36 protein-coding genes are annotated in these 25,419 nt (G+C 54.1%); 35 read left to right on the forward strand and 1 reads right to left on the reverse strand.

Annotated features, from left to right (window positions below; all coding sequences use genetic code 11):
* The first annotated feature begins 14 nt into the window (after positions 1–14).
* The 5 genes from rpoC (at position 15) to tuf (ending at position 8,921) form a co-directional block, all read left to right on the forward strand.
* A complete protein-coding gene (rpoC, locus tag FIU95_RS02315) occupies positions 15–4,244 on the forward strand; it encodes a DNA-directed RNA polymerase subunit beta' (RefSeq protein ID WP_152451129.1) in 4,230 nt (1,409 codons plus the stop codon).
* 249 nt (positions 4,245–4,493) lie between these two features.
* Entirely contained in the window at positions 4,494–4,868 is a 375-nt protein-coding gene (rpsL, locus tag FIU95_RS02320) for a 30S ribosomal protein S12 (RefSeq protein WP_067150990.1), read from the forward strand.
* A gap of 110 nt (positions 4,869–4,978) precedes the next feature.
* A complete protein-coding gene (rpsG, locus tag FIU95_RS02325) occupies positions 4,979–5,449 on the forward strand; it encodes a 30S ribosomal protein S7 (protein WP_152451131.1) in 471 nt (156 codons plus the stop codon).
* Between the two features lie 90 nt (positions 5,450–5,539).
* Positions 5,540–7,645 carry an elongation factor G gene (gene fusA / locus FIU95_RS02330; RefSeq protein WP_152451134.1) on the forward strand — a complete coding sequence of 702 codons (2,106 nt, stop codon included), beginning with the start codon at positions 5,540–5,542 and terminating at the stop codon, positions 7,643–7,645.
* Between the two features lie 82 nt (positions 7,646–7,727).
* On the forward strand, positions 7,728–8,921 hold the full coding sequence (gene tuf / locus FIU95_RS02335) for an elongation factor Tu (RefSeq protein WP_152451112.1): 1,194 nt from the start codon (positions 7,728–7,730) through the stop codon (positions 8,919–8,921).
* Between the two features lie 581 nt (positions 8,922–9,502).
* Here tuf and FIU95_RS02340 read toward each other — a convergent pair.
* Positions 9,503–9,979 (reverse strand): aminoacyl-tRNA deacylase, encoded by a 477-nt coding sequence (locus FIU95_RS02340; RefSeq protein ID WP_152451136.1) that lies wholly within the window; start codon positions 9,977–9,979, stop codon positions 9,503–9,505.
* 175 nt (positions 9,980–10,154) lie between these two features.
* On the opposite strand from FIU95_RS02340, the gene rpsJ reads away from it, so the two are divergent.
* From rpsJ to FIU95_RS02490, 30 genes are all read left to right on the forward strand, one after another.
* The gene (gene rpsJ / locus FIU95_RS02345) at positions 10,155–10,466 is read left to right on the forward strand and encodes a 30S ribosomal protein S10 (RefSeq protein ID WP_010133849.1); all 312 of its coding nucleotides are present in this window, start codon (positions 10,155–10,157) and stop codon (positions 10,464–10,466) included.
* Between the two features lie 111 nt (positions 10,467–10,577).
* Complete coding sequence (rplC, locus tag FIU95_RS02350; RefSeq protein WP_152451138.1) at positions 10,578–11,213, forward strand: 50S ribosomal protein L3; 636 nt, start codon at positions 10,578–10,580, stop codon at positions 11,211–11,213.
* Between the two features lie 18 nt (positions 11,214–11,231).
* A complete protein-coding gene (gene rplD / locus FIU95_RS02355; RefSeq protein ID WP_152451141.1) occupies positions 11,232–11,846 on the forward strand; it encodes a 50S ribosomal protein L4 in 615 nt (204 codons plus the stop codon).
* On the forward strand, positions 11,843–12,139 hold the full coding sequence (gene rplW / locus FIU95_RS02360; RefSeq protein WP_152451143.1) for a 50S ribosomal protein L23: 297 nt from the start codon (positions 11,843–11,845) through the stop codon (positions 12,137–12,139). The genes rplD and rplW overlap by 4 nt, the downstream gene beginning before the upstream one ends.
* A gap of 14 nt (positions 12,140–12,153) precedes the next feature.
* Positions 12,154–12,978 (forward strand): 50S ribosomal protein L2, encoded by an 825-nt coding sequence (rplB, locus tag FIU95_RS02365; RefSeq protein WP_152451145.1) that lies wholly within the window; start codon positions 12,154–12,156, stop codon positions 12,976–12,978.
* Positions 12,979–13,015: 37 nt separating this feature from the next.
* A complete protein-coding gene (gene rpsS / locus FIU95_RS02370; protein ID WP_020411388.1) occupies positions 13,016–13,294 on the forward strand; it encodes a 30S ribosomal protein S19 in 279 nt (92 codons plus the stop codon).
* Positions 13,295–13,309: 15 nt separating this feature from the next.
* Positions 13,310–13,642, forward strand: a complete 333-nt coding sequence (rplV, locus tag FIU95_RS02375; RefSeq protein WP_020411389.1) for a 50S ribosomal protein L22 — start codon at positions 13,310–13,312, stop codon at positions 13,640–13,642.
* Between the two features lie 19 nt (positions 13,643–13,661).
* Complete coding sequence (gene rpsC / locus FIU95_RS02380) at positions 13,662–14,342, forward strand: 30S ribosomal protein S3 (protein ID WP_152451147.1); 681 nt, start codon at positions 13,662–13,664, stop codon at positions 14,340–14,342.
* Between the two features lie 11 nt (positions 14,343–14,353).
* Entirely contained in the window at positions 14,354–14,767 is a 414-nt protein-coding gene (rplP, locus tag FIU95_RS02385) for a 50S ribosomal protein L16 (protein WP_020411391.1), read from the forward strand.
* A complete protein-coding gene (gene rpmC, locus FIU95_RS02390; protein WP_020411392.1) occupies positions 14,767–14,958 on the forward strand; it encodes a 50S ribosomal protein L29 in 192 nt (63 codons plus the stop codon). The genes rplP and rpmC overlap by 1 nt, the downstream gene beginning before the upstream one ends.
* A 2-nt stretch (positions 14,959–14,960) precedes the next feature.
* A complete protein-coding gene (gene rpsQ, locus FIU95_RS02395) occupies positions 14,961–15,224 on the forward strand; it encodes a 30S ribosomal protein S17 (RefSeq protein WP_152451149.1) in 264 nt (87 codons plus the stop codon).
* Positions 15,225–15,270: 46 nt separating this feature from the next.
* Entirely contained in the window at positions 15,271–15,639 is a 369-nt protein-coding gene (gene rplN / locus FIU95_RS02400) for a 50S ribosomal protein L14 (protein WP_020411394.1), read from the forward strand.
* 20 nt (positions 15,640–15,659) lie between these two features.
* Positions 15,660–15,971, forward strand: a complete 312-nt coding sequence (gene rplX / locus FIU95_RS02405) for a 50S ribosomal protein L24 (protein ID WP_152451151.1) — start codon at positions 15,660–15,662, stop codon at positions 15,969–15,971.
* Positions 15,972–16,002: 31 nt separating this feature from the next.
* On the forward strand, positions 16,003–16,542 hold the full coding sequence (gene rplE / locus FIU95_RS02410; protein WP_152451153.1) for a 50S ribosomal protein L5: 540 nt from the start codon (positions 16,003–16,005) through the stop codon (positions 16,540–16,542).
* 9 nt (positions 16,543–16,551) lie between these two features.
* Positions 16,552–16,857, forward strand: coding sequence for a 30S ribosomal protein S14 (gene rpsN / locus FIU95_RS02415; protein WP_152451155.1), 306 nt, complete (start codon positions 16,552–16,554; stop codon positions 16,855–16,857).
* Between the two features lie 40 nt (positions 16,858–16,897).
* Complete coding sequence (rpsH, locus tag FIU95_RS02420) at positions 16,898–17,290, forward strand: 30S ribosomal protein S8 (RefSeq protein WP_152451157.1); 393 nt, start codon at positions 16,898–16,900, stop codon at positions 17,288–17,290.
* Between the two features lie 12 nt (positions 17,291–17,302).
* Positions 17,303–17,836 carry a 50S ribosomal protein L6 gene (gene rplF / locus FIU95_RS02425; RefSeq protein ID WP_152451159.1) on the forward strand — a complete coding sequence of 178 codons (534 nt, stop codon included), beginning with the start codon at positions 17,303–17,305 and terminating at the stop codon, positions 17,834–17,836.
* A 13-nt stretch (positions 17,837–17,849) separates the two neighbouring features.
* Positions 17,850–18,200, forward strand: coding sequence for a 50S ribosomal protein L18 (rplR, locus tag FIU95_RS02430; protein ID WP_152451161.1), 351 nt, complete (start codon positions 17,850–17,852; stop codon positions 18,198–18,200).
* A 10-nt stretch (positions 18,201–18,210) separates the two neighbouring features.
* Positions 18,211–18,717: a 30S ribosomal protein S5 gene (gene rpsE, locus FIU95_RS02435; protein WP_152451163.1), complete on the forward strand. Its 507-nt coding sequence runs from the start codon at positions 18,211–18,213 to the stop codon at positions 18,715–18,717.
* Positions 18,718–18,755: 38 nt separating this feature from the next.
* Complete coding sequence (gene rpmD, locus FIU95_RS02440; protein ID WP_020411402.1) at positions 18,756–18,941, forward strand: 50S ribosomal protein L30; 186 nt, start codon at positions 18,756–18,758, stop codon at positions 18,939–18,941.
* A 1-nt stretch (position 18,942) separates the two neighbouring features.
* Positions 18,943–19,377, forward strand: coding sequence for a 50S ribosomal protein L15 (gene rplO, locus FIU95_RS02445; protein WP_020411403.1), 435 nt, complete (start codon positions 18,943–18,945; stop codon positions 19,375–19,377).
* Between the two features lie 11 nt (positions 19,378–19,388).
* Positions 19,389–20,735, forward strand: coding sequence for a preprotein translocase subunit SecY (gene secY, locus FIU95_RS02450; RefSeq protein WP_020411404.1), 1,347 nt, complete (start codon positions 19,389–19,391; stop codon positions 20,733–20,735).
* Between the two features lie 41 nt (positions 20,736–20,776).
* The gene (rpmJ, locus tag FIU95_RS02455) at positions 20,777–20,893 is read left to right on the forward strand and encodes a 50S ribosomal protein L36 (protein ID WP_010133825.1); all 117 of its coding nucleotides are present in this window, start codon (positions 20,777–20,779) and stop codon (positions 20,891–20,893) included.
* 348 nt (positions 20,894–21,241) lie between these two features.
* The gene (gene rpsM / locus FIU95_RS02460) at positions 21,242–21,598 is read left to right on the forward strand and encodes a 30S ribosomal protein S13 (RefSeq protein WP_152451165.1); all 357 of its coding nucleotides are present in this window, start codon (positions 21,242–21,244) and stop codon (positions 21,596–21,598) included.
* 89 nt (positions 21,599–21,687) lie between these two features.
* Complete coding sequence (rpsK, locus tag FIU95_RS02465) at positions 21,688–22,077, forward strand: 30S ribosomal protein S11 (protein ID WP_020411406.1); 390 nt, start codon at positions 21,688–21,690, stop codon at positions 22,075–22,077.
* A gap of 15 nt (positions 22,078–22,092) precedes the next feature.
* The gene (gene rpsD / locus FIU95_RS02470) at positions 22,093–22,713 is read left to right on the forward strand and encodes a 30S ribosomal protein S4 (RefSeq protein WP_152451167.1); all 621 of its coding nucleotides are present in this window, start codon (positions 22,093–22,095) and stop codon (positions 22,711–22,713) included.
* 44 nt (positions 22,714–22,757) lie between these two features.
* Complete coding sequence (rpoA, locus tag FIU95_RS02475) at positions 22,758–23,762, forward strand: DNA-directed RNA polymerase subunit alpha (RefSeq protein WP_152451169.1); 1,005 nt, start codon at positions 22,758–22,760, stop codon at positions 23,760–23,762.
* A gap of 123 nt (positions 23,763–23,885) precedes the next feature.
* A complete protein-coding gene (rplQ, locus tag FIU95_RS02480; RefSeq protein WP_152451171.1) occupies positions 23,886–24,272 on the forward strand; it encodes a 50S ribosomal protein L17 in 387 nt (128 codons plus the stop codon).
* 72 nt (positions 24,273–24,344) lie between these two features.
* On the forward strand, positions 24,345–24,599 hold the full coding sequence (locus FIU95_RS02485; RefSeq protein ID WP_152451173.1) for a YeaC family protein: 255 nt from the start codon (positions 24,345–24,347) through the stop codon (positions 24,597–24,599).
* A gap of 163 nt (positions 24,600–24,762) precedes the next feature.
* A complete protein-coding gene (locus FIU95_RS02490) occupies positions 24,763–25,398 on the forward strand; it encodes a hypothetical protein (RefSeq protein WP_152451175.1) in 636 nt (211 codons plus the stop codon).
* Positions 25,399–25,419: the final 21 nt, after the last annotated feature.

The following is a 25,419-nucleotide window of genomic DNA, read 5'->3' on the forward strand; positions in this document are numbered from 1 at the left end:
GTGGAGGAAAGGCCTTGAAAGATTTATTAAATCTGGTGAAGTCCCAGGAGCACCTGGAAGAGTTTGATGCGATTCGTATCGGTCTGGCTTCGCCGGACATGATCCGCTCCTGGTCCTACGGCGAAGTGAAGAAGCCGGAGACCATCAACTACCGTACCTTCAAGCCCGAGCGCGAAGGTCTGTTCTGCGCCAAGATCTTCGGTCCGGTCAAGGACTACGAGTGCCTGTGCGGTAAGTACAAGCGCATGAAGCACCGCGGCATCATCTGTGAGAAGTGCGGTGTTGAAGTCACCAAAGCCAAGGTACGCCGCGAGCGTATGGGCCACATCGAACTAGCCAGCCCGGTTGCGCACATCTGGTTCCTGAAATCTCTGCCGTCCCGTATCGGTCTGCTGCTGGATATGACCCTGCGCGATATCGAGCGTGTGCTGTACTTCGAATCCTATGTGGTCACCGAGCCCGGCATGACTACCCTGGAGCGCGGCCAGCTGCTGAACGATGAGCAGTACTTTGAGGCGATGGAAGAGTTCGCCGACGAGTTCGAAGCGAAAATGGGTGCCGAGGCAATCCAGGAACTGATGGCAGATATCGAGCTGCCAGCGGAAATCCAGCGTCTGCGCGAAGAGATTCCGGCGACCAATTCCGAAACCAAGATCAAGAAACTGTCCAAGCGCCTGAAGTTGCTGGAAGCCTTCTACAAATCCGGCAACAACCCGGAGTGGATGGTGATGAAGGCTCTGCCGGTTCTGCCGCCGGATCTGCGTCCGCTGGTACCGCTGGATGGTGGCCGTTTTGCGACCTCCGATCTGAACGACCTCTACCGTCGCGTGATCAACCGTAATAACCGCCTGAAGCGCCTGCTCGAGCTGAATGCGCCGGATATTATCGTGCGCAACGAAAAGCGCATGCTGCAGGAATCTGTGGACGCACTGCTGGATAACGGCCGCCGCGGCCGCGCCATCACCGGCTCCAACAAGCGCCCGCTGAAGTCCCTGGCGGACATGATTAAAGGTAAGCAGGGCCGCTTCCGTCAGAACCTGTTGGGTAAGCGTGTGGACTACTCCGGTCGTTCCGTGATCGTGGTTGGCCCGACCCTGCGCCTGCACCAGTGTGGTCTGCCCAAGAAAATGGCTCTGGAGCTGTTCAAACCGTTTATTTTCGGCAAGCTCGAAACTCGCGGTTTGGCCACTACCATCAAAGCCGCCAAGAAAATGGTGGAGCGCGAAGAGGCTATCGTTTGGGATATTCTCGACGAGGTGATCCGCGAGCACCCGGTGCTGCTCAACCGTGCACCGACCCTGCACCGTCTGGGTATTCAGGCGTTCGAGCCGGTACTGATTGAAGGTAAAGCGATCCAGCTGCACCCGCTGGTTTGTGCGGCCTATAACGCCGACTTTGACGGCGACCAGATGGCGGTACACGTACCCTTGACTATCGAGGCGCAGCTGGAATCCCGCGCGCTGATGATGTCCACCAACAACATCCTATCGCCAGCCAACGGTGAGCCGATCATCGTACCGTCCCAGGACGTGGTACTGGGTTTGTACTGGATGACCCGCGAGCGCGTGAATGATAAAGGCGAGGGCATGTTCTTCTCCGATATCAAAGAAGTGAGCCGCGCCTTCTACGCCAAGCAGGTTGGCCTGCAGGCGAGGGTTAAGGTGCGTATCCGCGAAAATATCGTCGGTGAAGATGGTGAGAAGCACGAAACCATCTCCGTACAGGACACAACTGTTGGCCGCGCGCTGCTATGGAATATCGTACCGGAAGGCCTGCCGTTCTCGCTGGTTAACCAGCCGATGAAGAAGAAGTCCATCTCCCGTGTACTGAACGAGTGCTACCGTAAGGTGGGCCTGAAGGCGACCGTTATCTTCGCCGACCAGCTGATGTACACCGGTTTTGATTTCTCCACCAAATCCGGCTCCTCCATTGGTGTGAACGACTTCGAAATCCCGGCAGAGAAAGCTCAATTGATCGAATCCGCCGAAGCGGAAGTAAAAGAGATCGAAAGCCAGTTTGCCTCCGGTCTGGTAACCGCCGGTGAAAAATACAACAAGGTCATCGATGTTTGGTCCCGTACCAACGATAAGGTGACCCAGGCGATGATGGCGGGCATTAAGAAAGAGCCCGTGATTGACCGAGAGGGCAAAGAGACCAAGCAGGACTCTTTCAACTCTGTTTTCATGTATGCAGACTCCGGTGCACGGGGCTCCGAAGCACAGATTCGTCAGCTCGCTGGTATGCGTGGTCTGATGGCCCGACCAGACGGCTCCATTATCGAGAACGCCATTACCGCGAACTTCCGTGAAGGTCTGACCGTACAGCAGTACTTCATCTCGACCCACGGTGCTCGTAAAGGTCTGGCGGATACCGCACTGAAAACCGCGAACTCCGGTTACCTGACCCGCCGTCTGGTAGACGTTGCTCAGGACGTGGTAATTACCGAACTGGATTGTGGCACCGACGACGGCCTGACCATGGCGCCGGTGATCGAGGGCGGTGACGTTATCGAATCTCTCGGTGACCGTATCCTCGGCCGTGTTGTGGCTCGCGATGTATTGAAGCCCGGCAGCGATGAAATCGCCGTTTCCGCCGGCACCATGATCGACGAGAAGTGGGTAGAGCGCATCGAAGCCATGGGTATCGATGAGGTTCTGGTTCGCTCCCCGATCACCTGTACCACTGCACACGGTATCTGTGCCCAGTGTTACGGCCGTGACCTGGCCCGTGGCCACCGCGCCAACCCGGGTGAATCTGTGGGCGTTGTTGCCGCACAGTCCATCGGTGAGCCGGGCACCCAGCTGACCATGCGTACCTTCCACATCGGTGGTGCTGCGAGCCGTGCTTCTGCCGCAGACAGCATCCAGGTGAAGCTGGGTGGTACCGTACGTCTGCACAATGTGAAGACCGTTAAGACCGAAGCTGGCAACCTGGTTGCGGTTTCCCGTTCCGGTGAATTGGCGATTGCCGATAGCGCCGGCCGCGAGCGCGAGCGCTACAAGTTACCTTACGGTGCTGTGATCAGCGTCAACGAGGGAAGTTCGGTCGATGGTGGCCAGATCGTGGCCAAGTGGGATCCGCACACCCACCCAATCATTACCGAAGTTGCCGGCTGGGTGAAACTGTCCGGCATGGAAGAGGGCCTCTCGATCCGCAAGCAGACCGATGAAATTACCGGTCTGTCCTCAATCGAGATTATCGATCCGGCCGAGCGTCCCTCTGCGGGTAAAGACCTGCGTCCAGCGGTGACCCTGGTTGATGAGAATGGTGAAGAGCTGACCCTGGCTAACAGTAATGCGCCTGCGCACTACGCACTGCCAGCGCGCGCGATCCTCAGCCTGAAAAATGGCGACAAGGTGAACGTGGGCGACGTTATCGCACGTATTCCGCAGGAATCCGGCGGTACCAAGGACATCACCGGTGGTCTGCCACGTGTTGCCGACCTGTTTGAAGCGCGTAAGCCGAAAGAACCGTCCATCCTGGCGGAGATCTCCGGTACCGTTTCCTTCGGTAAAGAGACTAAAGGCAAGGTGCGTCTGCAGATCACCCCGCGCGACGGCAAGCCGCTGGCCAACGGTAAGGACCACTACGAGGTTCTGATTCCTAAGCACCGCCAGCTGACTGTGTTCGAAGGTGAAACTGTAGAGAAGGGCGAGGTTATTTCCGATGGCCCGTCCAACCCGCACGATATTCTGCGCCTGAAAGGCGTTGAAGAACTGGCGCGCTACATCACTAACGAGATCCAGGAAGTTTACCGTCTCCAGGGTGTAGGCATTAACGATAAGCACATCGAGACCATCGTGCGCCAGATGCTGCGCAAGGTCGAAATCCTCGAAATGGGCGATTCCGGCTTCATTAAAGGCGACCAGGTGGAATACCAGCGCGTGATCGAAGAGAACGAGCAGCTGCGCGCCGAAGGCAAGCAGCCCGCACAGTTCGAGCGTCTGCTGCTGGGTATCACCAAAGCGTCTCTGGCCACCGAATCTTTCCTGTCTGCGGCTTCGTTCCAGGAGACCACCCGCGTTCTGACCGAAGCGGCGGTAACCGGCAAGGAAGACAGCCTGCGCGGCTTGAAAGAGAACGTGGTTGTTGGCCGCCTGATTCCGGCCGGTACCGGTCTGGCCTACCACGCAGAGCGCAAGCGCAAGCGCAACCTGCAGCTGGAAGAAACCTTCGGCGAAGGTCCTTCCGCAGCAGAGGTAGAAGCGGCACTGACCGAGGCCCTCAAGTCCTCTGGCGAATAAGGCGTATTCCACTCCATCCGATGATGGAGTGGGGTAGGTCGGGGCACTTCGGTGCCCGATCTGATATTGGCGACTGTCTGTGATGTAAGCACTTACTTCTGTCGCCGATTGACTAGGCGGGTTGTCGCTTATAGAATGCGGCCCCCGCTGATGTGGGGTGTTTCGTTCGACCTCTGGGTCGGCGCTACACACAGACGACAGGCCCTCACTTTTAGAGGTGGGGGCATTTTATTTTTGGAGTGATTTTTAATGGCAACGATCAACCAGTTGGTTCGTAAGCCGAGAAAACGCAAAGTCGAAAAAAGCGACGTTCCCGCTCTGCAGGCTAGCCCGCAGCGTCGTGGAGTTTGCACTCGTGTGTACACCACTACACCGAAAAAGCCGAACTCCGCACTGCGCAAGGTTTGCCGTGTGCGTCTGACCAACGGTTACGAAGTAACTTCGTACATCGGTGGTGAAGGCCACAACCTGCAGGAGCACAGCGTGGTACTGATTCGCGGCGGTCGTGTAAAAGACCTGCCGGGTGTGCGCTACCACACTGTACGCGGTGCACTTGACTGTGCCGGCGTAAACGACCGCAAGCAGGGCCGTTCTAAGTACGGCGCCAAGCGTCCTAAAGGTTAATCTCCTTTAACGATTTGCGTTTCGGTTTCCAACCGGAGTAAGGCTGAGCTCGCCGGATTGTAAGGTTTTACGGCGGCGTCTCAGAATAACCCTGAAGAGAGGCAATACCCATGCCGAGAAGACGAGTAGTCGCCAAGCGCGAAGTACTACCCGACCCCAAGTTCGGGAACGTCACCCTGGCCAAGTTCATGAACCACGTCATGATCAGCGGCAAGAAATCAGTAGCAGAGCGTATCGTATACGGTGCCCTTGAGACTATTTCTGAAAAATTGAACAAAGACCCGATCGAAGTATTCGAAGAGTCTTTGGAAAACATCGCGCCTATGGTGGAAGTTAAATCCCGCCGTGTTGGTGGTGCGACCTATCAGGTGCCTGTAGAAGTGCGCCCCTCGCGCCGTACGGCTCTGGCAATGCGTTGGCTGGTAGAGTTCTCCCGCAAACGCGGCGAGAAGTCTATGGCTCAGCGCCTGGCCAATGAAATGATCGATGCAGCTCAGAACAAGGGCGGCGCGGTCAAGAAGCGTGAAGATGTACACCGCATGGCGGAAGCCAACAAGGCGTTCTCTCACTACCGCTTCTAAGTCTGATGATTACCAACATCGGAAATTAATACCGAAAGGCAGCACGGAAATTTCCAGGCTGCCTTTTGCCGTTATATCGAGGATACAACTGTGGCACGTAAAACGCCTATCGCACGCTACCGTAACATCGGTATCTGTGCCCACGTAGACGCCGGTAAAACCACCACTACTGAGCGCGTACTTTTCTACACTGGTCTGTCCCACAAAATTGGTGAGGTGCACGAAGGCGCCGCAACCATGGACTGGATGGAGCAGGAGCAGGAGCGTGGTATTACCATCACCTCCGCTGCAACCACCTGTTTCTGGGCCGGCATGCAGCAGCAGTTCGACCAGCACCGCGTAAACATCATTGACACCCCAGGACACGTTGACTTCACCATTGAAGTAGAGCGTTCCCTGCGCGTACTCGACGGCGCGGTTGTTGTACTGTGTGGTTCCTCTGGTGTTCAGCCGCAAACTGAAACCGTTTGGCGCCAGGCCAACAAATACCACGTACCGCGTATGGTATTCGTGAACAAAATGGACCGCGCCGGTGCGAACTTCCGCAACGTTGTGGACCAGCTGAAAGATCGTTTGAACGCGAACGCCGTACCGCTGCAAATGACCATCGGTGCCGAGGACGAGTTCAAGGGTGTTGTTGACCTGGTGAAAATGAAGGCCATTCTGTGGAATGAAGCCGACCAGGGCATGACCTTCGACTACGCTGACATCCCCGCTGAGCTGCAGGACGAGTGCGACGAAATGCGCGAGTACCTGGTAGAGGCGGCCGCTGAAGCCAGCGAAGAGCTGATGGAAAAGTACCTGGAAGAGGGTGAGCTGACCGAAGAAGAGATCAAGGCAGCGATCCGTCAGCGTACCCTGGCCAATGAAATCGTACCGGTTCTGGGCGGCTCTGCGTTCAAGAACAAGGGCGTGCAGGCCATGCTGGACGCGGTTATCGAATACCTGCCGGCGCCGACTGAAGTAAAGGCGATCGAAGGTACTCTGGAAGACGGTGAAACCGTTGAGACTCGCGAAGCCGACGATGACGCTCCTTTCGCCGCTCTGGCGTTCAAAATTGCTACTGACCCCTTCGTTGGTACTCTGACTTTCTTCCGCGTTTACTCCGGTAAGTTGGAGAGCGGTACTGCGGTATACAACTCCGTAAAAATGAAGAAAGAGCGCGTTGGTCGTATGGTGCAGATGCACTCCAACGATCGTAAAGAGATTAAAGAAGTACTGGCAGGTGACATCGCCGCTGCGATCGGTCTGAAAGACGTGACTACTGGTGACACTCTGTGTGCCGAAAACGCCAAGATCGTCCTCGAGCGCATGGAATTCCCGGAGCCGGTAATCTCCGTAGCGGTTGAGCCCAAGTCCAAGCCGGACCAGGAAAAAATGGGTATTGCCCTCGGCAAGCTGGCCCAGGAAGACCCGTCTTTCCGCGTGAAGACCGACGAAGAAACTGGCCAGACCATTATCTCTGGTATGGGTGAGCTGCACCTGGACATCATCGTCGACCGTATGCGTCGCGAGTTCAACGTTGAAGCAAACATCGGTAAGCCTCAGGTGGCCTACCGCGAAGCGATCCGTAACACTTCTGAGATCGAAGGTAAGTTCGTTCGTCAGTCCGGTGGTCGCGGTCAGTTCGGTCACGTTTGGGTGAAATTCGAGCCCGCCGAAGACGAGTCTGCGGAAGGCTTGGAATTCGTTAACGAGATCGTGGGCGGTGCAGTGCCTAAGGAATATATCCCAGCGGTATCAAAAGGTATCGAAGAGCAGATGCAAAACGGTGTTCTGGCTGGCTACCCGCTGCTGGGCCTGAAAGCGACTCTGTACGACGGTTCCTACCACGATGTGGACTCCAGTGAAATGGCGTTTAAAATCGCCGGCTCCATGGCAACCAAGAAACTGTCCTCCGTGGGCGGTGCGGTACTGCTCGAGCCGATGATGAAGGTGGAAGTGGTTACTCCCGAAGAGAACATGGGTGACGTGGTCGGCGACCTCAACCGTCGTCGCGGCCTGATCCAGGGTATGGAAGACAACCCCGCTGGTAAGGTTGTAAACGCAGAAGTGCCTCTGGCAGAGATGTTCGGTTACGCAACCGATCTGCGTTCTGCAACTCAGGGCCGTGCTACCTACACCATGGAGTTCCTGAAGTACGCCGAAGCGCCGAAAAACGTTGCCGATGAGATCATCGCCAAGAACAAAGCCTAATTAACTTCTGCTCAAAAGGGTCCCCGGAAATAAAATAAACCGGGGGTTCCTTTGGCAAACTTTTAGCTAGAGGACATCTAAGATGGCAAAAGAAAAATTTGAACGTTCCAAGCCCCACGTGAACGTGGGCACCATCGGTCACGTTGACCACGGTAAAACCACCCTGACTGCTGCTCTGACTCGCGTATGTGCCGAGGTTTGGGGCGGTGCTGCCGTTGCTTTCGACGGTATCGACAATGCTCCGGAAGAGCGTGAGCGCGGTATCACCATCGCTACCTCTCACGTTGAGTACGAGTCCCCGACTCGCCACTACGCGCACGTAGACTGCCCCGGACACGCCGACTACGTTAAGAACATGATCACCGGTGCTGCTCAGATGGACGGCGCTATCCTGGTATGTTCCGCAGCTGACGGCCCCATGCCGCAGACTCGTGAGCACATCCTGCTGTCCCGTCAGGTAGGTGTACCTTACATCGTGGTATTCCTGAACAAAGCGGACATGGTAGACGACGAAGAGCTGCTCGAGCTGGTAGAAATGGAAGTTCGCGAACTTCTCGACCAGTACGAGTTCCCGGGTGACGACACTCCGATCATCGTTGGTTCTGCTCTGATGGCCCTGAACGGCGAAGACGACAACGAAATGGGTACTACCGCTGTTAAGAAGCTGGTAGAAACTCTGGACGAGTACATCCCTGAGCCGGAGCGTGCGGTAGACCTGCCGTTCCTGATGCCGATCGAAGACGTATTCTCCATCTCTGGCCGTGGTACTGTTGTTACCGGTCGTGTAGAGCGTGGTGTAATCAATACTGGCGACGAAGTTGAGATCGTTGGTATTAAAGAAACCACCACCACCACCTGTACTGGTGTTGAAATGTTCCGCAAGCTGCTCGACGAAGGTCGTGCTGGTGAGAACATCGGTGCGCTGCTGCGTGGCACCAAGCGTGACGAAGTTGAGCGTGGTCAGGTACTAGCTAAGCCGGGCTCCATCACACCGCACACCAAGTTCGAAGCGGAAGTGTACATCCTGTCCAAGGACGAAGGTGGTCGTCACACCCCGTTCTTTAAAGGCTACCGTCCTCAGTTCTACTTCCGTACTACCGACGTAACTGGTGCGGTAGAGCTGCCGGAAGGCACTGAAATGGTAATGCCGGGCGACAACATTCAAATGGTTGTTACCCTGATCGCTCCGATCGCCATGGAAGACGGCCTGCGCTTCGCTATCCGCGAAGGTGGTCGTACCGTAGGTGCGGGCGTTGTTGCTAAGATCATTGAGTAATCGCTACTCTTGATCTAAATAAAAAACCGCAGCGGACGCGCTGCGGTTTTTTTGTTTAAAGTTTCCCTTTTCTCTTTTCTCTTTTCTCTTTGGTCGCTCCGCGCAGTGGCTTTCTGTCCAAGCTCAGCGCTATCCCTAAACCTTTTCCAATTGTAAAAAAGTTAAGGCTGGCTCTTAGGTCTATAAGAGTTTCACGGTGAAAATTCATTGGGTGTGTTTTTACGGTGGCGATATTGAATCGCGCTGCCTTAGTTTGTGTTGGGTAAAGTGCAGGGCTGTATTGTTTAGATCGCAAGTGCGCTAAATCCTCTAGAGGCGCTCTGTAGCCCGCTGTGAGTTGAGCTGTTACCAGCTGGTCGCTCTTTCCAGTAAGCCTTGCGTAGGTGTCTGTAGGGGGTAGTACTGCTTCAGATGCGCACCCTGTGGATTTGCTAGGGGCTCATTGATGAATTCGATAGTGCGTGAAGGTGAGCTGTCTACCAATTAAAGCCCTGTGGTGCTCAATTTGATCTGCACCACAGGGTCATCTTGCTTAATGGGTACTCCTTTGCTGTAAAGGAGCTATTTAGAGCACAAAACTGTTATGGCCAGTCTTTGCTGAGGTCTGCACTTCGGCACCCGGCAAACAGTTTATTGAATTGTGGACCATTCATTTCCACCAATTCTTCGTGATCTCCCGCCTCAAAAAAGATCGTTTCACAGCGGCTGAGCCCGCTGTCTAGCAGAGTAGTAATGCCATAAGCCTGTCCAATGGGGGGGAGGGCGCCCAGTTCGCAGTCGGGGAAAACTGACCCCAGTTCATTCTCTGCGACCATCTCCAGGCCATTCCGGCCGGTTTCCATGTGTACGGCACGCAGATCCAGGCTGCTGCTAGCGGGGATAACCACCATGACAAAGCCTTCTTTGTCCCTCAAGAGTATGGCTTTGGCTACTTGGTCTTCGCGCACATGCGCAGAGTGCGCGCTCTCACGGCTGGTACTTGTGTGGGGATGCTGTATCAGATGGTAATCGACCGATTGGTCGTTCAAGTATTGACTCAATCTTGCGGCAATAGTCACGGCTGTACCCTCGTTTTACTTAAGGTACTTCATTGTAGTTTGAGCAGATTGAAATTTGATCAGGCTGTACAGTTGACAGCCTCTTGCGTGGCTCGTAGAATTCGCGCTCCTTTTCGCCCGCCCTCGGGGCTGCGAGAAAGGACGTTCTTTAGTTCATAAGTTGGAGTTTGATTCCATGCAGGGTCAACGTATCCGAATTCGCCTGAAGGCGTTCGACCACAAGCTGATCGACGCGTCTACCCAGGAGATCGTAGAGACGGCTAAGCGCACTGGCGCGCAAGTTCGCGGTCCAATCCCGCTGCCGACTCGCAAAGAGAAGTACACCGTACTGATTTCCCCGCACGTTAACAAAGACGCTCGCGACCAGTATGAGATCCGTACTCACAAGCGTTTGCTGGACATCGTTGAGCCTACCGAGAAAACCGTCGACGCGCTGATGAAGCTCGATCTGGCGGCCGGTGTTGAGGTCCAAATTAGTCTCGGCTAAACACTTTTAACTAACTACCGAACCCCAGGCGAAAAAGGTCTGGGTAGTGTAACGCTCTGAAACTGGGCGGCCGCAGTGGGTTAAAGCCCCGTGCACTGAGAGGTTAATAAGATGACTATAGGTATTGTCGGCCGCAAGAGCGGCATGACTCGCATCTTCACTGAAGATGGCGTATCCATTCCGGTAACCGTTGTTGAGGTTGCTCCGAATCGCGTCACCCAAGTGAAAACCGTGGAAACCGATGGCTATACCGCTGTTCAAGTAGCAGTGGGTACCCGTAAGGCTTCCCGTGTCTCCAAGCCCGAAGCGGGCCACTTCGCCAAAGCCAATGTAGAGGCTGGCACTAATCTTTTCGAACTGCGCACTGACGGTTCTGAAGAGACTTTCGAAATCGGTTCTGAAATCACTGTTAGCAGCTTTGAAGCTGGCCAGAAGATTGACGTAACCGGCACTTCCAAGGGTAAAGGTTTCCAGGGTGGCGTTAAGCGCTGGAATTTCCGCACTCAGGACGCAACTCACGGTAACTCTCTGTCTCACCGCGCTCCCGGTTCTATCGGTCAGTGCCAGACTCCTGGCCGCGTGTGGAAAGGCAAGAAAATGGCCGGACACATGGGTGCTGAGCGTGTGACCGTGCAGAACCTGGAAGTAGTTCGTGTTGATGCCGAACGCAACCTGCTGCTGGTTAAAGGCGCTGTTCCCGGTGCTCCCGGTGGCAACGTTATCGTTCGTCCGGCAGTAAAAGCCTAAGTCTGAGGGGAATTAGATATGGAACTGAATATCGCTACTCCCGAAGGCGCTAAAGGCACAGTAGCTGTCTCTGAAGTGACTTTCGGACGTGAGTTCAACCAAGATCTGGTACACCAGGCAGTTGTCGCCTATATGGCTGGCGCTCGTCAGGGTACCAAGGCGCAGAAGAATCGTTCTGATGTTTCCGGTGGCGGTAAAAAGCCCTGGCGCCAAAAGGGTACTGGCCGCGCGCGTGCCGGTACTATCCGTAGCCCGCTGTGGCGTTCCGGTGGTGTAACTTTCGCCGCTGATCCGCGCGATCACAGCGTTAAGCTGAACAAGAAGATGTACCGCGCTGCACTGCGCTGCATCCTGTCTGAGCTGGCTCGTCAGGAGCGCCTGGTAGTGGTTGAGTCCTTCGACGTGGACGCACCCAAGACCAAGCAACTGGTAAGCAAATTGGCTCAGTTCGATCTCGCTGAAGCGCTGATCGTGACTGAAGAGGTTAGCGAAAACCTGTACCTGGCCGCTCGCAACTTGCACAAAATCGATATCCGTGATGTGCAGGCGATCGACCCAGTAAGCCTGATTCGCTTTGATAAGGTCGTGGTTACCGTTTCTGCACTCAAGAAAATTGAAGAGGTGCTGGGATGAACCAAGAGCGACTCTACAAAGTACTGCTGGGCCCGGTAATTTCCGAAAAAGCTGCTGTGCTGGCCGATAGTGCCAACCAGGTAGTTTTCAAGGTTTCCACCGATGCCGAAAAAGCTGAGATCAAGGCCGCGGTTGAAAAACTGTTTAACGTTTCTGTTGAGCAGGTTCGCACCGTGAACGTAAAAGGCAAAACCAAGCGCACCCGCTACGGCATGGGCCGTCGCAGCGACTGGAAAAAAGCCTACGTTCGCCTGGCCGAAGGCAGCGACATCAACTTTGAAGCTGCTGAGTAAAGGGGACTGTTACAATGGCAATTGTAAAAACAAAACCGACCTCCGCCGGCCGTCGTCACCTGGTTAAGGTTGTTAACCCCGACCTGCACAAGGGTGCTCCTTACGCTCCTCTTTTAGAGAGCAAGAGCAAAAGCGGTGGCCGTAACAACAACGGTCGTATCACCACTCGTCATATCGGTGGTGGTCACAAGCAGCACTACCGTGTAATCGACTTCAAGCGCAACAAAGACGGTATTCCGGCTAAAGTTGAGCGCCTGGAGTACGATCCCAACCGCAGCGCACATATCGCTCTGGTTTGTTACGCGGATGGTGAGCGTCGTTACATTATCGCACCGAAAGGCCTCAAGGCTGGCGCCACCATTCAGTCCGGCGATGCCGCACCGATTGCTGTGGGCAACACCCTGCCTCTGCGCAACGTTCCGGTGGGTTCTGTAATTCACGGTATCGAGCTGAAGCCTGGTAAAGGTGCTCAGCTGGCTCGCTCCGCTGGTGCTTCTGTACAGCTGGTAGCCCGTGAAGGCCAGTACGCGACTATTCGTCTGCGTTCCGGCGAAATGCGCAAGGTTCTCTCTGAGTGCCGCGCGACACTGGGCGAAGTAAGCAACTCCGAGCACAGCCTGCGCAAGCTGGGTAAAGCCGGTGCTGCTCGCTGGCGCGGTGTTCGTCCTACCGTTCGCGGTGTGGCGATGAACCCGGTAGATCACCCGCACGGTGGTGGTGAAGGCCGTACCTCTGGTGGCCGTCACCCGGTTACTCCGTGGGGCGTTCCGACCAAGGGTAAGAAAACGCGCAAGAACAAGCGCACCGATAAGATGATAGTACGTCGCCGCGGCAAATAAGCCGCGCGGTGTCTGAGCAGCTAGAGAGGAATCGACAGTGCCACGCTCATTAAAGAAAGGTCCCTTTATTGATCTTCACTTGATCAAGAAGGTGGAGGCAGCGATTGAAGCAAACGATCGTCGGCCGATTAAAACCTGGTCCCGCCGTTCCATGATTATGCCGGAAATGGTTGGACTGACGATTGCCGTGCACAACGGTCGTCAACACGTGCCCGTTTTGGTTAACGAAGAAATGGTTGGCCATAAACTGGGCGAGTTCGCTGCTACCCGCACTTACCGCGGTCACGCTGCGGACAAGAAAGCGAAGAAGCGCTAAGCCGAGGTTAAAAAGATGGAAGTAGCAGCAAAATTACGCGGCGCACGTCTATCGGCGCAAAAGGCGCGACTGGTAGCTGATCAGGTTCGCGGCAAAGGCGTTGAAGAAGCCCTGGATATTCTTGCATTTAGCAATAAAAAGGGTGCGGCGATCGTTAAGAAAGTACTGGAGTCGGCCATTGCCAACGCCGAGCACAACGAAGGTGCTGACGTTGACGAGCTGAAAGTTTCCACAATTTTTGTGGACGAAGGTATGACCATGAAGCGCATTAAACCGCGTGCGAAAGGTCGTGCAGATCGCATTCTTAAGCGTACTTGTCACATCACTGTGAAAGTGGCCGAGAAATAAGAGAGCAGGCGAGAAAACCATGGGACAAAAAGTACATCCTACCGGCATTCGTCTGGGTATCGTTAAAAAGCATACCTCTGTTTGGTATGCCGGCAGCGACGAGTACGCAGACAAGCTGTACACGGATCTGAAAGTTCGCGAATACATTCGCAAAAAACTGGCCCACGCTTCCGTGAGCCGCATCGAGATCGAACGTCCGGCGAACACCGCTCGTGTGACTATTCACACTGCGCGTCCGGGCATCGTGATCGGTAAAAAAGGTGAAGACGTAGAACGTCTGCGCAACGACGTAAGTGCGCAGATGGGCGTACCTGTGCACATCGACATCGAAGAAGTGCGCAAGCCTGATATGGACGCCGCTCTGGTTGGCCAGAACGTTGCCCAGCAGCTGGAACGCCGCGTTATGTTCCGTCGCGCTATGAAGCGTGCCGTACAGAACGCTATGCGTCAGGGCGCTGAAGGTATCAAGATTCAGGTAAGTGGTCGTCTCGGTGGTGCGGAAATCGCACGTACCGAATGGTACCGCGAAGGTCGTGTGCCTCTGCACACCCTGCGTGCCAACATCGACTACGCCACTGCTGAAGCGATGACTACCTACGGCATCATCGGTATCAAGGTGTGGATCTTTAAAGGCGAAGTCATCGGTGACGAAATGCCCGATGAGAAGCCGGCTAAGACCCGCAAGAAAGCTGCTAAATAAGGGGTACGCAGATGCTGCAACCAAAGCGTACAAAATTCCGCAAGGTACAGAAGGGTCGCAACCGCGGTCTTTCTCAGCGCGGCTCTAAAGTGAGCTTTGGCGAGTTTGGCCTCAAGGCCATCGGTCGCGGTCGCATTACTGCGCGCCAGATCGAAGCGGCTCGTCGCGCAATGACTCGTCACGTTAAACGTGGCGGTAAAATCTGGATTCGCGTGTTTCCGGACAAGCCAATTACCAATAAGCCCCTCGAAGTCCGTATGGGTAAAGGTAAAGGTGGCGTTGAATACTGGGTAGCTCAGATCCAGCCGGGCAAAGTCCTCTATGAAATGGAGGGTGTGTCCGAAGAGCTGGCTCGTGAGGCTTTCGCACTTGCTGCGGCCAAGCTGCCTGTAAAAACAACTTTCGTTAAGCGTTCGGTGATGTAATGAAGACTGCAGATCTACGCGAAAAGTCAGTTGAAGAGCTGAACCAGGAACTGCTGAACCAGCTCGAAGCTCAATTTAAGCTTCGTATGCAAAAGTCCACCGGTCAGCTGGCTCAGACTCATCTGCTGAAGCAGACTCGTCGCGACATTGCTCGCATAAAGACTGTGTTGACCGAGAAGGCAGGTAACTAATCATGGCTGAAGCAAAACTGAAGCGTACTCTGACCGGTAAGGTTGTGAGTGACAAGATGGATAAAACCATCACCGTTTTGATCGAGCGCCGTGTTAAGCACCCGATCTACGGCAAAATTGTGAGCAAGTCCACCAAGCTCAAGGCACATGACGAGAACAATGATTGCAACATCGGTGATGTTGTAACCATCGAGGAATCTCGTCCGCTGTCCAAGAGCAAGTCCTGGTCCTTGCAGAAAATTGTAGAGCGTGCGGCGAAGGTATAACCCCTAGCGCATTGACTGCCGAATTGAAAGGTTTCGGAGAGAGACAATGATTCAAGCGGAATCCTACTTAGAAGTAGCTGACAACAGTGGGGCTCGCCGCGTCATGTGCATCAAGGTGCTGGGCGGCTCCCATCGTCGTTATGCCGGCGTGGGCGACATTATCAAGGTAACCGTTAAGGAAGCCATTCCCCGCGGTAAAGTAAAGAAAGGTCAGGTAATGAACGCTGTTGTGGTTCGCACCAAAAAAGGTGTGCGCCGTAACGACGGTTCCCTGATTAAATTTGACGATAACGCAGCGGTACTGCTGAACCAGCAATTGGCGCCGGTTGGCACCCGTATTTTTGGTCCGGTAACTCGCGAACTGCGCGGTGAGAAGTTCATGAAGATCATCTCGCTCGCCCCCGAAGTTATCTAAGCCTCGAGCGGAGAAGAGTTATGCGCAAGATCAAGCGTGACGATGAAGTGATCGTTATCGCCGGTCGCGACAAGGGCAAACGTGGTTCAGTACGTAAAGTACTGAACGACGGCCGCCTGATTGTTTCCGGCATACAGATGATCAAGAAACACCAAAAGCCAAATCCCCAGCTGGGCATTGCTGGTGGCATCGTTGAGAAAGAAGCTGCTATTCAAGCTTCCAACGTAGCCATCTTCAACCCTAACACCCAGAAGGCTGACCGGGTGGGCTTTAAAGTACTGGAAGACGGCACTAAGATTCGCGTCTTCAAATCCAGCGGCGAAGCCATCTAAGGCTCTTGACGCAAAAGCAGGTTGGTAGATCATGGCAAAGCTTAAAGAGCTCTACACTAAGGAACTCGCGCCCAAGCTTAAAGAAGAGCTGGGTCTCGAGAATGTGATGGCAGTGCCGCGCATCACCAAGATCACCATCAACATGGGTGTTGGTGAAGCGATTGGTGATAAAAAGGTGCTGGAGCACGCTGTCAACGATATGACAGCAATTACTGGTCAAAAGCCCATCGTTACTAAAGCGCGCAAGTCTATTGCGGGCTTTAAGATTCGCGACGGTTGGCCGATCGGCTGCAAGGTAACTCTGCGCGGTGAGCGCATGTATGAGTTCCTGGAGCGTTTGGTAGACATCGCGATTCCGCGTATCCGTGACTTCCGTGGCATTAGCCCGAAGCAGTTCGACGGCCGCGGTAACTTCTCTATGGGCGTGACCGAGCAAATCATCTTCCCGGAAATTGACTACGACAAAGTAGACAAGCTCCGCGGTCTGGATATTTGTATTACCACTACAGCTGCAAGCGACGATCAAGGTCGCGCGCTGCTGAAAGCGTTCAACTTCCCTTTCAAGGGATAAGAGGATTCCATGGCGAAGAAATCCATGATTGCGCGTGAAAACAAACGCGCTCGAACCGCAGCTAAGTACGCTGAAAAGCGTCAAGAGCTGAAGGCGATCATCGCCAGTGCCACTGCTTCCGAAGAGGAGCAGTGGGAGGCTCAACTCAAGCTGCAAAAAATGCCGCGCGATGCAAGCCCGGTACGTCAGCAACGTCGCTGTCGTATCACTGGTCGCCCCCACGCCGTTTACCGCAAGTTCGGCCTGTGCCGTAACAAATTGCGTGAAGCCGCTATGCGTGGTGATGTTCCTGGCCTCGTGAAGTCCAGCTGGTAATTACCAGCTGGTTTAAGGCAGATTTGAGGAGTCTCATAAAATGAGTATGCAAGATCCGTTGGCAGATATGCTGACTCGCATCCGCAATGCCCTGGCACGCGGAAAAGCGGAAGTCACCATGCCTTCATCCAAACTGAAAGTAGCTGTAGCCAAAGTCCTGAAAGACGAAGGTTATGTTACTGATTTGAATGTAAGCGAAGGTAGTAAGCCGGAGTTGACCATTGCCCTGAAATACTTCCAGGGTAAACCGGTTATCGCCGAGCTGAACCGCGTTTCCCGTCCGGGTTTGCGCGCTTACACTGGTAAAAAAGCTCTGCCAACCGTACGCGGTGGTCTGGGTATCGCGATCGTTTCCACCTCCAATGGTGTGATGACTGATCGCGCTGCGCGTCAGGCCGGTGTCGGTGGTGAAGTGCTTTGCACCGTATTCTAAGCGGGGGTCGCAATGTCTCGAGTAGCAAATAGTCCGGTAGTTATCCCCGCAGGTGTTACCGTTGACCTGAAAGGTCAAAACATCGCTGTTAAAGGCGGTAGCGGTAACCTGGATATGGTTATTCACGGTGATGTAGAAGTTGGCCAGGCTGACAGCCAGCTGACTTTTGCCGCGCGCAATAACTCCAAGCAAGCCAGAGCTCTTGCGGGTACCACCCGTGCACTGGTTAACAACATGGTGATAGGCGTAAGCGCTGGCTTCGAGAAGAAGTTGCAGTTGCTGGGTGTAGGTTATCGTGCGAAAGCCGCCGGTAAAACGGTTAACCTGACCCTGGGCTTCTCCCATCCGATCGATTATCAGTTGCCGGAAGGTGTGACTGCGGAAACACCATCCCAGACTGAAATCGTACTCAAGAGCAGCAATAAACAGCTGTTGGGCCAAGTGGCCGCTGAGATCCGTGCGTTCCGTCCGCCGGAGCCCTACAAAGGTAAGGGTGTCCGTTATGCCGATGAGCGCGTGTATCGCAAAGAGGCCAAGAAGAAGTAAATAGGGCATAGATATGAACGTTAAGAAAGCATCTCGCTTGCGTCGTGCACGTCGTGCCCGCGCTAAGATCCGTGAGCTGGGCGCCGTTCGCCTCACCGTGAACCGCACACCGCGTCACATTTACGCACAGATCCTGTCTGCCGAAGGCAACTCGGTATTGGCTTCCGCCTCTACCCTGGACAAGGACCTGCGCGAAGGTAAAACCGGTAACGCCGATGCCGCTTCCGCGGTTGGCAAACTGATCGCTGAGCGCGCGAAAGCCGCTGGTGTTGAAGAAGTTGCCTTCGATCGCAGTGGCTTCAAGTACCATGGCCGTATTAAGGCTTTGGCTGACGCTGCCCGCGAAGCCGGTCTGAAATTCTAAGGGTTGAGTTATGGCTAGAGAGAAAGACAAAAGCAACGACGAAGGCCTGCAGGAAAAGCTGGTCCAGGTTAATCGCGTTGCCAAGACTGTTAAAGGTGGTCGTATCTTCGCCTTTACCGCACTGACCGTAGTTGGCGACGGCAATGGCCGTATCGGTTTCGGTCGTGGCAAGGCGCGTGAAGTGCCTGTTGCGATTCAGAAAGCGATGGAAGCTGCACGCCGCAACATGATCCAGGTAGAACTGAATGGTGATACCATCCAGTACGCTACCAATGGTCGTCACGGTGGTTCCAAGGTTTACATGCAGCCCGCTTCCCAGGGTACCGGTGTAATTGCCGGCGGTGCCATGCGCTCCGTACTGGAAATGGCCGGTGTACACAACGTATTGGCTAAGTGCTACGGCTCCACCAACCCGGTGAACGTAGTGCGTGCAACTTTCAAAGCTCTGGATCAAATGCAGAGCCCGGGAGATGTTGCAGCCAAGCGCGGTAAATCAGTCGAAGAGATTCTGGGCTAATCACAGCTCGGATTTAAGGTTATTGGTGGGTTAAGACCATGGCTAAGAAGACCATTAAAGTCACCCAGACCAAAAGCATCAACGGACGCCTGAAAAGTCATCAGGCGTGCGTTGCGGGTCTGGGCCTGCGCCGCATCGGCCACACAGTGGAAGTGGAAGATACTCCTTCCGTGCGCGGCATGATCAATAAAGTAAACTACCTGGTTAAGGTTGAGGGGGAATAACATGCGTTTGAATGACCTGTCTCCCGCACAAGGCCACAAGCACAGCGCTAAGCGCGTTGGTCGTGGTATTGGTAGTGGTTTAGGTAAGACCGGTGGCCGCGGCCACAAAGGTCAAAAAGCGCGTTCCGGCGGCAGCGTTCGTCCGGGCTTCGAAGGCGGTCAGATGCCTTTGCAGAAGCGTCTGCCTAAGTACGGTTTTACCGCTCGTGTTTCTCGCTTCACCGCAGAAGTACGTCTGGCAGAGCTGGCCAAGGTAGAAAGTGACGTAATCGATTTGGCAGCGCTTAAGAATGCCGATATCATCGGCAGCCATATTAAACGCGCCAAAGTGTTCCTCTCAGGTGAGCTGACTAAAGCTGTTACCGTAAAGGGTCTGGGAGTGACCAAAGGTGCAAAGGCGGCTATCGAAGCTGCTGGCGGTAAAATAGAAGACTAATCGAGGCGCCAATGGCACGACCAGGATCCGGTGGAAATCCCCTGGGCAACAGCAAGGGATTGGGCGAGCTTTGGGCTCGCCTTCGTTTTCTGTTTCTAGCGATACTAGTTTATCGCCTGGGAACACACATTCCGGTGCCCGGCATTGATCCGGAAAAGCTGTCAAACCTGTTTAATCAGAACCAGGGAACCATCCTTGGCCTGTTTAACATGTTCTCAGGCGGCGCCCTGGAAAGGATGAGTATTCTGGCTCTGGGCATCATGCCCTATATCTCCGCATCCATCATCATGCAGTTGATGAGTGCGGTGACTCCCTCTCTGGAAGCTCTGAAGAAGGAAGGGGAGGCCGGAAGGCGTAAGATCAACCAGTACACCCGTTACCTGACGGTAGTGTTGGCCCTGATTCAGGGTATCGGCATGACTTTCGGGTTGGCAGGGCAGAACCTGGCTTACTCATCTGAGCCTGCGTTTGGTTTTTACTTTGTGGCGGTAACGTCACTGGTGACCGGTGCTGTATTCATGATGTGGCTCGGTGAGCAGATCACTGAGCGCGGAGTGGGCAACGGCATTTCCATGCTGATTTTTGCCGGTATCGTGGCAGGCTTGCCCGGCGCCATCGGCCAGGCGTTTGAGCAGGCCCGTCAGGGTGAGCTGCATATTCTTATGCTGCTGATCATCGGTGTTATCGCTCTAGCCGTGGTGTTCTTTGTGGTGGTGATGGAGCGCGGTCAACGCCGAATTACCATCAACCACGCCAGGCGTCAGGCCGGTCGTTACTCCGCAGCACCCGCTGCGCAGGCGAGCCACCTGCCTCTGAAGGTGAACATGGCCGGTGTTATTCCGGTGATCTTCGCCAGCAGTATTCTGCTGTTCCCAGCGACGCTGGCACAGTGGTTTGGCCAGGGTGGTGAGGGTGTTGGTGCCCAGATCCTGCAGTGGATGGCATTGCAGCTGGGGCCGGGGCAGCCGCTGAACATTATTCTGTTCGCACTGCTGATTGGTTTCTTCTGTTTCTTCTATACGGCGTTGATGTTCAACCCGAATGAAGTTGCAGATAACCTGAAAAAGTCTGGTGCCTATGTACCTGGTATTCGTCCAGGTGAGCAGACAGCCCGCTATATCGACAGCGTGCTGACCCGACTCACTCTGGTAGGTGCTGTGTATATCGCACTGGTATCCCTGCTGCCGCAGTTCCTGGTAGTTGGGTTTAACGTTCCCTTCTATCTGGGGGGTACCTCACTGCTGATCGTTGTAGTAGTGGTGATGGACTTTATGGCGCAGGTACAATCGCATCTGCTGTCGCACCAGTACGAAGGCTTGATGAAAAAAGCGAACCTGCAAAGCTACGGTCGTCGCTAGTGCGTCACCTGCTCGCAGTTTGATTGAATTGAGGTAAGGTCATGAAAGTACGCGCTTCTGTAAAAAAGATCTGCCGTAACTGCAAAATCGTACGTCGCAAAGGCGTTCTGCGGGTAATCTGCAGCGCTGAGCCACGTCACAAGCAGCGTCAAGGCTAATAGGGGCCAGCCCCTTACAGAGAGCGTCCAGTGGGCGCCTCTGTAGAAGCTGGAAAAATTCGCCACTTGTTACAGCCCCGTAACAAGTGGCAACACCATAAGGAATTTCTTTGTGGTGGGAGGTCAGTCCAAAGGGTGGGCCTCCAATAGGGGGCGTTGACTGTCGTCCACATCCGCTGCGGGAGGCCGTGGTGGGCGTGGGCTATTGCAATTTGGTGTCTGAAAAGCTATTCTTGCGCGCCTTTTTGGTGGCGCCGTCGGTTTTTTAGTCGCTGTCAGCGCCGAAATCAAAGTAGAGTCACATACTTAATATAAAGCAGTGACTCCCAATACGTGGAGTACGCCTCTATGGCACGTATTGCTGGTGTCAATGTACCAGACCACAAGCACGCCGTGATCTCCCTGACCCACATTTATGGGGTCGGTCTTACTACGGCTAAGTCTATTTTGGCAGCGGTTGGTATCGCTGAATCCACCAAAATCCGCGACCTGTCTGAAGAGCAGATCGAAACCATCCGCGGTGAAGTTGCAAAACTTACCGTAGAAGGCGACCTGCGCCGTGAAGTATCCATGAACATCAAGCGTTTGATGGACCTGGGTTGCTATCGCGGTCTGCGTCACCGTCGCAGCTTGCCGCTGCGTGGTCAGCGCACCAAGACCAATGCTCGTACCCGTAAGGGTCCGCGCAAACCGATTCGCAAGTAAGCCTGATTATCAAGGCGCGAAATCGCGGTTTAACAAGCCCCGCCCGGCGATTAGCCGAGGGGATTTGATACAGGATTTAGGATACTGGTATGGCTAAGCCAAAAACTACTGTTCGCAAAAAGGTCAAAAAGACCGTTGTCGACGGTATTGCCCACATCCACGCATCGTTCAACAACACGATCGTGACGATCACTGATCGCCAGGGTAATACCCTCAGCTGGGCCACCGCAGGTGGATCTGGCTTCCGTGGCTCACGTAAGAGCACCCCGTTTGCAGCCCAGGTTGCCGCTGAGCGCGCAGGTACTGCAGCTCAGGAGTACGGCCTGAAAAACCTCGACGTAGAAGTGAAGGGCCCTGGCCCCGGTCGCGAATCCGCTGTTCGCGCACTGAACAACTGCGGCTACAAAATCACCAACATCACCGACGTGACGCCGATCCCGCATAACGGATGTCGTCCGCCCAAGAAACGTCGCGTGTAAGAGGGGGCTGATAGAATGGCACGTTATATTGGACCAAAATGTAAACTGTCCCGTCGTGAAGGGACTGACCTGCAGCTGAAGAGTGGTGTGCGTCCGCACGACTCCAAATGTCGCGCAGAATCCAAGCCCGGTCAGCATGGCGCTGGTCGCGGCCGTCTGTCCGACTACGGCATCCAGCTGCGCGAGAAGCAAAAAGTTCGTCGTATCTACGGCGTACTGGAAAAGCAGTTCCGCAACTACTATAAGGAAGCGGCTCGCCTGAAAGGCGCAACTGGTGAAAACCTGCTGCAACTCCTGGAAAAGCGCCTGGACAACGTGGTTTACCGCATGGGCTTCGGCTCAACTCGCTCTGAAGCGCGTCAGCTGGTTTCCCACAAGGCGATTCTGGTAAATGGCACTACTGTAAACATTCCTTCTTACCAAGTTAAAGAAGGCGATGTAATTGCTGTACGTGAAAAAGCCAAGAAGCAGCTGCGTATCCAGAATTCCGTTTCCCTCGCTGCCCAGCGTGGCGATGTCGAGTGGGTAGACGTAAACGCGAGCAAGCTGGAAGGCACTTTCAAGCGCATTCCAGATCGTGTCGATCTGCCGGCAGAGATCAACGAAAACCTTATTGTGGAACTGTACTCCAAGTAACAATTAGTTCACTTTAAGGAATGCAACTGTAAACAGGTATGGCTATGCAGACTGCTGTCAACGAGTTTTTGACACCGCGTCGTATTGACGTCACCGAGTACAATCAGAATCACGCCAAAGTGGTTCTGGAGCCCCTGGAGCGTGGCTTTGGCCACACTCTTGGCAATGCGCTGCGTCGCATCCTGCTGTCCTCCATGCCGGGCTGCGCCGTCACCGAAGTAGAAATCGACGGTGTCGAGCACGAGTACAGCGCGATTGAAGGTGTGCAGGAAGATGTTATTGAAATCCTGCTCAACCTGAAAGAAATCGCGGTTGTTATGCACGGCAAGGATCAGGCTGTATTGAGCCTGAGCAAAAAGGGCCCGGGTGCGGTGACTGCTGGAGATATCCAGGTAGATCACGATATCGAGATTGTGAATCCTGAGCACGTGATCGCCAATATTACTGGTGATGTAGAACTCAACCTGCGCCTCACTGTTGCGCGTGGCCGTGGCTATCAGCCCGCCGACGCACGCCGTGACGAGGAAGAGGAAAGCCGCGCGATTGGCCGTCTGCAACTGGACGCATCTTACAGCCCGGTTCGCCGTGTTTCTTACAGCGTGGAAAGCGCGCGTGTAGAGCAGCGTACCGATCTGGACAAGCTGGTTCTGGACCTGGAGACCAACGGTACTCTGGACCCTGAAGAAGCTATTCGCCGAGCAGCCACTATTCTGCAGCAGCAGCTGGCAGTATTTGTGGACCTGGAAGGTGAGAAGGACGCACAACCGAAGGCGGAAGAGCCTGAAGTTGATCCGGTATTGCTACGCCCAGTTGACGACCTGGAGCTGACAGTACGTTCGGCTAACTGTCTGAAAGCGGAAAACATCTACTACATCGGTGACCTGATTCAGCGCACCGAAGTGGAGCTGCTTAAGACCCCGAATCTTGGTAAGAAGTCTCTGACTGAAATCAAGGACGTACTGGCTTCCCGTGGTTTGTCCCTGGGTATGCGTCTCGAAAACTGGCCACCGGCCAGCCTTAAAGGCGATAGCAAATTAAGCCCCCTGTAAGCATTTGGTAGTCGCGGCGACGCCGTGACTAGTAGAAAGAACCCGAGCGGTGCCACGGCTTAACGCGACACCGCTCCAGAACGACCTGCTGAGACAGCAACTGTGGTCGTAAGGAATTGAGTCATGCGTCATCGCTATAGTGGCCGTAAATTCAGCCGTACCAGCGCTCACCGCAAGGCCATGTTCAAGAACATGACCGCTTCTCTGGTAGAGCACGAACTGATCAAAACTACATTGCCAAAAGCCAAGGAGCTGCGTCGCGTTGCCGAGCCGCTGATTACCCTGGCTAAGAAGGACAGTGTTGCCAACCGTCGTCTGGCTTTTGCCCGTATCCGTGATAAGGATGCTGTGCGCAAGCTGTTCGATGAGCTGGGTCCCCGTTACGAAGCCCGTCCAGGTGGATATATCCGTATCCTGAAATGTGGTTTCCGCGCAGGTGATAAAGCACCGATGGCTTACGTTGAACTGGTGGATCGTCCACAAGTTGAAGACGAAGCTGCTGAAGCATAAGTTGCGCTAGCAATTTTGCTACGGAAGGCCGGTCATAGACCGGCCTTTTTTGTACATACGGGAGAGTTTTGTATGTCTTTTGAGCAGTTGTTAAATAATCTGAATCCACAAATTGTCGCCAGTCTGCGACGAGCTATTGAGTTGGGCAAATGGCCCAATGGTGTTGCTATTACTGCAGAGCAGCGCAATCTCTGTGCCGAGGCAGTTGCCAACTGGGAGACTCGTAATCTGTCTAAAGAGCAGCAAGTGGGCTATGTCGCGCCCAAAACTTCAAAAGATCCCTGTTCCGCCAAGAAGAGCGAAGAACAGCCTTTGAGCTGGGTTTAATTCTCCTCAGTTGATTCTTTTTATTCACTTTCCAGCTGTTTGACAGATATTGGCGTATATCTCTTCAGCTGGGACGCCCTTCCCATTCATCCCCTCGATTTTCTCTGCTTATATAGTTATCGATATAACGACATATAAATTTAAATTTGCTCGGTAACTGAATATGAAAAAACTGATATTGCTTGCCGGTGCAGTAAGCCTAGCCGTTGTGGGCATCGATCATTACGATATTGATGTCAAAAAAAGTGTGGCGAAAGTTCGGCAGTTCGTACAGCCTTTAACGGAAAACAATCAATTAGCGCAGGATATCTCTGAAAAAATACCCTGGTCAGAGTTAGAGAGTACTGAGATGGCGGAACTCCTGGATCATCCACGGGTTAAAGCCTACCTGGATCGAGAGCAGCTAAAGCAGGAAATAAAAGAGTATTTTGCGGATCTTGGGAATTTGTCCAGTTCAGAGGCTTGGGACGCTATTGAGAAGGTAGAGAATGAAAACCGGGTGACTGGTTATGAAGCATTGTCAATGAAACTGGCCTGGCTGGAGAAAAATAGCCTGAACGAGGCTGATTTCAAACAGCGCGCAGAAGAATTATTTAACCTCTATCGGGAGAAGGCTCAGTCAGTCATCAGCCGCTACGACCCACATACCCAGGTGCCAGGTTTTTCAACCTATAAAGATTTGGAGCGCTCTATTGTGGAAGAGGTTCAGCAAATGACTTCTTTTCCCAATGGGATGAATAAACACGAATATTTGCGCCAGCGCCTACAGGAAGCTCGGGAAACGGTTTACGGTAGCTAATCAATAAACAGTGCTGCTACT

This window comes from Microbulbifer sp. THAF38, from assembly GCF_009363535.1.
GTDB lineage: Bacteria > Pseudomonadota > Gammaproteobacteria > Pseudomonadales > Cellvibrionaceae > Microbulbifer.